The sequence below is a fragment of the Promicromonospora sp. NPDC060204 genome, from assembly GCF_042728455.1.
Lineage (GTDB): Bacteria > Actinomycetota > Actinomycetes > Actinomycetales > Cellulomonadaceae > Promicromonospora.
Genome location: NZ_JBHWZO010000366.1, coordinates 1 through 4800, shown reverse-complemented (window position 1 = coordinate 4800; position 4800 = coordinate 1). Strand labels below are relative to the sequence as shown.

General features: G+C 71.4%; 5 protein-coding genes. 4 read left to right on the top strand and 1 reads right to left on the bottom strand.

The genetic code is table 11. The annotated features are described in order from the left end of the window. The coding region (locus ACFWEJ_RS27305; protein WP_377232318.1) for a cellulase family glycosylhydrolase at window positions 1–1643 on the top strand (1643 nt) is incomplete at its 5' end. Here ACFWEJ_RS27305 and ACFWEJ_RS27300 read toward each other — a convergent pair. Beyond that, on the bottom strand, window positions 1592–2005 hold the full coding sequence (locus ACFWEJ_RS27300) for a zf-HC2 domain-containing protein (protein ID WP_377232317.1): 414 nt from the start codon (window positions 2003–2005) through the stop codon (window positions 1592–1594). The two genes, ACFWEJ_RS27305 and ACFWEJ_RS27300, sit on opposite strands and share 52 nt — an antisense overlap. A 168-nt stretch (window positions 2006–2173) precedes the next feature. Between ACFWEJ_RS27300 and ACFWEJ_RS27295 the strand changes: the two genes are divergently transcribed. From ACFWEJ_RS27295 to ACFWEJ_RS27285, 3 genes are read left to right on the top strand one after another with little or no spacing between them, the layout of a single operon-like run. After that, window positions 2174–2983 carry a CPBP family intramembrane glutamic endopeptidase gene (locus tag ACFWEJ_RS27295; protein ID WP_377232316.1) on the top strand — a complete coding sequence of 270 codons (810 nt, stop codon included), beginning with the start codon at window positions 2174–2176 and terminating at the stop codon, window positions 2981–2983. Further along, a complete protein-coding gene (locus ACFWEJ_RS27290) occupies window positions 2983–3954 on the top strand; it encodes an ATP-binding cassette domain-containing protein (protein WP_377232315.1) in 972 nt (323 codons plus the stop codon). Before ACFWEJ_RS27295 ends, ACFWEJ_RS27290 begins: the two co-directional genes overlap by 1 nt. Beyond that, on the top strand, window positions 3951–4700 hold the full coding sequence (locus tag ACFWEJ_RS27285; protein WP_377232314.1) for an ABC transporter permease: 750 nt from the start codon (window positions 3951–3953) through the stop codon (window positions 4698–4700). Before ACFWEJ_RS27290 ends, ACFWEJ_RS27285 begins: the two co-directional genes overlap by 4 nt. Window positions 4701–4800 lie beyond the last annotated feature (100 nt).

Genomic DNA, 4800 nt, shown 5'->3' with positions numbered 1-4800 from the left:
CGACCGACCGATCTCAAGGCATCCGACCGATCTCAGCTGTGCTGCTCTTCATCATGGAGCCCGACTGCTCGTTCAACGAAGAACGGAGAACCATCGTGCTGCGAAACATCCTGTTCGGGGGCCGCGCGCCCCAGCTCACCAGCCCTGCTCCGCCCGTCTCCCGACCCGCCGCCCGGCCGCCCCGGCGGCACGCGCTCGCCGCCGCGACGCTCGCGCTCGTCGTGGCCGGCCTCGGCCTCGCGGTCCCGGCGTCGGAAGCCGCCGGTGCCGCGCCCGCCGCCGAGGCCGCCCCCGCCGCCGTCTCCCGGCTGGGCACCTCCGGCAACAAGATCGTCAACGCCGCCGGCACCCCCGTCCAGCTGCGGGGCGTGTCCGTGCTGGCGCCGCGGCACAACGCCGAGTGCCCCGAGTGCCACCCGAGGCCGATCTCCGACGTGATCGACATGACCGTGTCCGACGGCTGGCAGTCCGACGTCGTGCGCCTGCCCGTCACGGTCTGGGGGTCGCTCAGCGTCGAGGACAACGTGGCCCAGTACGTGGACCCCTACGTGCAGCAGGCCGTGGACCTGGGCATCTACATCATCGTGGACCTGCACTACGTGTCCGACTACGGCAGCACGGGCGTGCCGCAGTCCACGGTCGCGGAGTTCTGGGACTACGTGGCGCCCTTGTACGCCGACGTGCCGAACGTCATCTACGAGGTGTTCAACGAGCCGGTCGCCCCCGCGAGCTGGGCCACCTGGAAGGCGTACATCCAGCCGGTGGTGGACGACATCCGGGCGGTCGCACCGGACACGCTGCTGCTCATGGGCGGCCCGCAGTGGAGCACGTACGTCAACCAGGCGGCGGCCGACCCGATCGCCGGGAACGACATCGCGTACGTCTACCACCTGTACCCCAACCAGGGGGACGCCACGGCCACGAACCTGGACGCCAAGTTCGGGAACGCGGCCCAGCAGATCCCGGTGATCCTGACGGAGTTCGGCTGGAACCCGCCCGGCGAGTTCTCCGACCCGACCGTCACGCAGGGCACGACGTCGGGCTGGGGCATCCCGCTGCGCCAGTACCTCGACGCCCGGCCGCACATCAGCTGGACGGCATGGATCTTCGACAACTACTGGAAGCCGCAGATGTTCGACCACGACTGGAACCTGCTCGGCGGCGAGCACCAGGGCGCGATGATCAAGGCGTGGCTCGCCGACCAGCCGTACGCGTCGCCGTGCGCCGACCACGCGGCGGTCGGGGCCACGGCGGTCGCGTCGTCGTCCAACAGCTCCACCACCGGCGCGGCCAGGGCGGTGGACGGCGACTGCACCAACGCGGGCCGCTGGCTGTCGGCGGCCGGGGACACCACGCCCACCCTGACGATCACGCTCGACGCGCCGACCGTCGTCGACCAGGTCGACGTGTACAGCGGGTTCATCGGCGGCGGCTCGGTCAACGTGCTGCGCGACTTCACGGTCGAGGTGCACACCTCCGCCGGGTGGCAGCAGGCGGGCGCCTTCGACGACAACACGCTCGGCCTGGTCAGCGTGCCCGGACCGGCAGCCGCCGTCGACCAGGTGCGGCTCGTGATCACGGACCCGTCGAACTACACCCCGGACGTGGCCCGGGTCTTCGAGGTGGCGGTCCGCGCGGGCTGACCCGAGCGCCGGGGCGGACGGCGGTGCCGCCCGCCCCGGTGGTCCTCGGCGACCAGCCGCCGGACCAGGGCGCTGCGGTTCCAGGACACCTGGCGGACGTCGATGAACGCGCGGATGCACGCCGCGCAGCCGTCCAGATGCCGCTCCAGCCGGTGCCGGCGGTAGGGGAGCAGCCGCCCCGAGAGGTAGTCGTGGATCGAGGCCCGCGTCGAGCGGCACTCGGGGCGCGGTACGCGGTCGCCGTGCCGCCCGGCGGTGCCTGACGGCCCGGTCCTGCTCGACGGTGCGGCGTCGTCCGACAGCCCGGCCAACGCGGTGCGGAGCCTGGCGACGTCGGCCCGACGCGCACCCGTGTTCGTCACGCGCACTGCCCCCTCTGCATAGAGTGTCCGGCCGGACCGGCCGGGCAATAGTGCCACTGCACACCAGGAGTTGTGCAAACGAACGGGTGATACGTGCTGACGGCGGTCCGGGAGCCGTGTCAGGGCCGTGTCAGCGTCGTGTCCGCGGGTACCGACAGCATCCTCGGCATGGAGAACCTGTCCGGCCCCACGGCCTTCGTCGAAGACACGCGTACCAACCGCGTCGCCGAGCTGCTGCTCGCCGAGCGCCACTCGCTGCCCCTTTCCATCGCGCTGCACCTCGTGCCCGGCGTCCTGATCGTCGCCGTCTACCTGCTCGTCGCCCAGCCGCTGGTGCGGGCCATCGACTACCCGTCGTTCCTCGGCTGGGCGATCGCCCTGGTCATCGTGCTCTACCCGCTCCAGTTCGGCCTGCTCTGGCTCGGCCGCTACCGCACCGGCCGCTACACCCTGCGGGGCGTGCTCGGCTACCTGGACAAGCCGGTCCCGCGCGGCCGCCTGATCGGCATGATCGCCGGCCTCATGGCCTGGTTCATCGTGCTGTCCTCGGTGCTCACCGTCCTGGACACCGCCGTCTTCGAGGCCTTCTTCACGTGGCTCCCGTTCGACGACGTCGGCGCCAGCGCCACCACGTACCTGGAGGGCAACGACCGCACGGTCATGATCATCACGCTGGCCGCGTCCATCCCGTTCACGGGCTTCACGCTGCCGCTCATCGAGGAGTACTGGTTCCGCGGCTTCCTGATGCCGCGCCTGGCCCACCTGGGCGCCTGGGCGCCGGTGCTCAGCACCGTCCTCTTCTCGCTCTACCACCTCTGGTCGCCCTGGGTGTTCCTGTCCCGCGTGATCTTCTTCTTCCCCGGCCCGTGGTTCGTCTGGAAGAAGCAGGACCTGCGGCTGTCGATCGGCATGCACGCCGGCACCACGCTGCTCATGGCCACCGGCGGCACCGTCGCCCTGATGCTGGGGGTCATGTGATGAGCGACCTCGCGATCGCGGTCTCGGGACTGCGCAAGACGTTCAAGGACAAGGTGGTGCTCGACGGCATCGACCTCGACGTCCGGGCCGGCACCATCTTCTCGCTGCTCGGCCCCAACGGCGCCGGCAAGACGACGACGGTGAACCTGCTGACCACCCTGACCCGGCCCGACGGCGGCACGGCACGCGTCGCCGGCCACGACCTCGCGACCGAGGCGAAGGCAGTGCGCGCCGCGATCGGCGTGACCGGCCAGTTCGCCGCCGTCGACGAGCTGCTCACGGGGACCGAGAACCTCCAGCTCATGGTCGATCTCAACGGCCGGGCCGGCGGCCGGTCCGTCGCGGAGCTGCTGGAGCGCTTCGAGCTGACCGAGGCGGCGCACAAGCCGGCGTCGACCTACTCGGGCGGCATGCGCCGCAAGCTCGACCTGGCGATGACCCTGGTGGGCGACCCGGGGATCATCTTCCTGGACGAGCCCACCACGGGCCTGGACCCGCGCAGCCGCCGCACCATGTGGGCGATCATCCGCGACCTGGTGGCCGACGGCGTGACCATCTTCCTGACCACGCAGTACCTGGAGGAGGCCGACCAGCTCGCCGACCGGATCGCCGTCCTGGACCAGGGCCGCATCGTGGCCCAGGGCACGGCCGACGAGCTGAAGCGCCAGATCCCCGGCACCCACGTGCGGCTGCGGTTCGCCACGGTCGCGGAGCTCGACGCCGCCGCACGGGTCCTGGCCGACGCCACGCGGGACGACGACGCGCTCAGCCTGCGCGTGCCCGGCGACGGTGGCACCCGGTCCCTGCGCACCCTGCTGGACCGGCTCGACGAGTACTCCCTGAGCGCGGAGGAGCTGTCCGTGCACACCCCCGACCTGGACGACGTCTTCCTCGCCCTGACGGGACACGCCGCCGCCGCGCCGACCACACCGACGACCGACCCCACGACCGAGAAGGAGGCCGCCCGATGAGCGCCGCGCCCCACGCCGTCGTCATGCTGCGCCGGAACTTCAAGCACATCGCCCGCAACCCGACCGCCGTCTTCAACGCCGTGCTGATGCCGATCATCATCCTGCTGATGTTCGTCTACATGTTCGGCGACGCCTTCGACGTGGGCGTCGACTACATCGACTACGCGACCCCCGGCCTGATCCTGCTGGCCGTCTGCTACGGCCTCGGGTCCACGGCCACCGCGGTCAACTCCGACATGACCAAGGGGATCATCAACCGGTTCAAGGTCATGGACGTCTCGCGCAGCGCCGTGCTGACGGGCCACGTCGTGGCCAGCCTGCTCACCAACGTCGTGGCCGTCGCGGCCCTGCTCGGGGTGGCCTTCCTGCTCGGGTTCGGCCCCGCGGCGGGGGCTCTGGACTGGCTGGGCGTGGCCGGCATGGTGGTACTGCTCGGGTTCGCGACCGGCTGGCTGACCGTCGCGCTCGGCCTGGCCGCGAAGTCGCCCGAGACGGCGGGCCTGGCCTCCGTGCCGCTGGTCATGCTGCCGTTCTTCAGCAGCGCGATCGTCCCGGCCGACACGATGGGCCCCGGGCTGGCGCAGTTCGCGAAATACCAGCCGTTCACGCCGATCATCGAGACCGTCCGGGGGCTGCTCGCCGGCACGCCGTCGCTCGGCACCGCACTGGTCGCCGTCGGCTGGTGCGTCGCGATCGCCCTGGTGGGCTACGTCTGGGCGGGCGCCACGTTCACGAAGCGAGCGTGACCGCGACGAGCCGCTCCCAGCCCGGCTCGTGCCCCGAATCCCGCCCTGTCGCCAGCCCCGACTCCCGTCCCGCCCGAGCCGCCTCGGCGAACCCCGTGTC

What these genes read in the sequence shown, in the direction of transcription:
- ACFWEJ_RS27295 (WP_377232316.1), top strand. Translation starts at nt 2,174, where the DNA reads ATGGAGAACCTGTCCGGCCCCACGGCCTTCGTCGAAGACACGCGTACC.
- ACFWEJ_RS27290 (WP_377232315.1), top strand. Translation starts at nt 2,983, where the DNA reads ATGAGCGACCTCGCGATCGCGGTCTCGGGACTGCGCAAGACGTTCAAG.
- ACFWEJ_RS27285 (WP_377232314.1), top strand. Translation starts at nt 3,951, where the DNA reads ATGAGCGCCGCGCCCCACGCCGTCGTCATGCTGCGCCGGAACTTCAAG.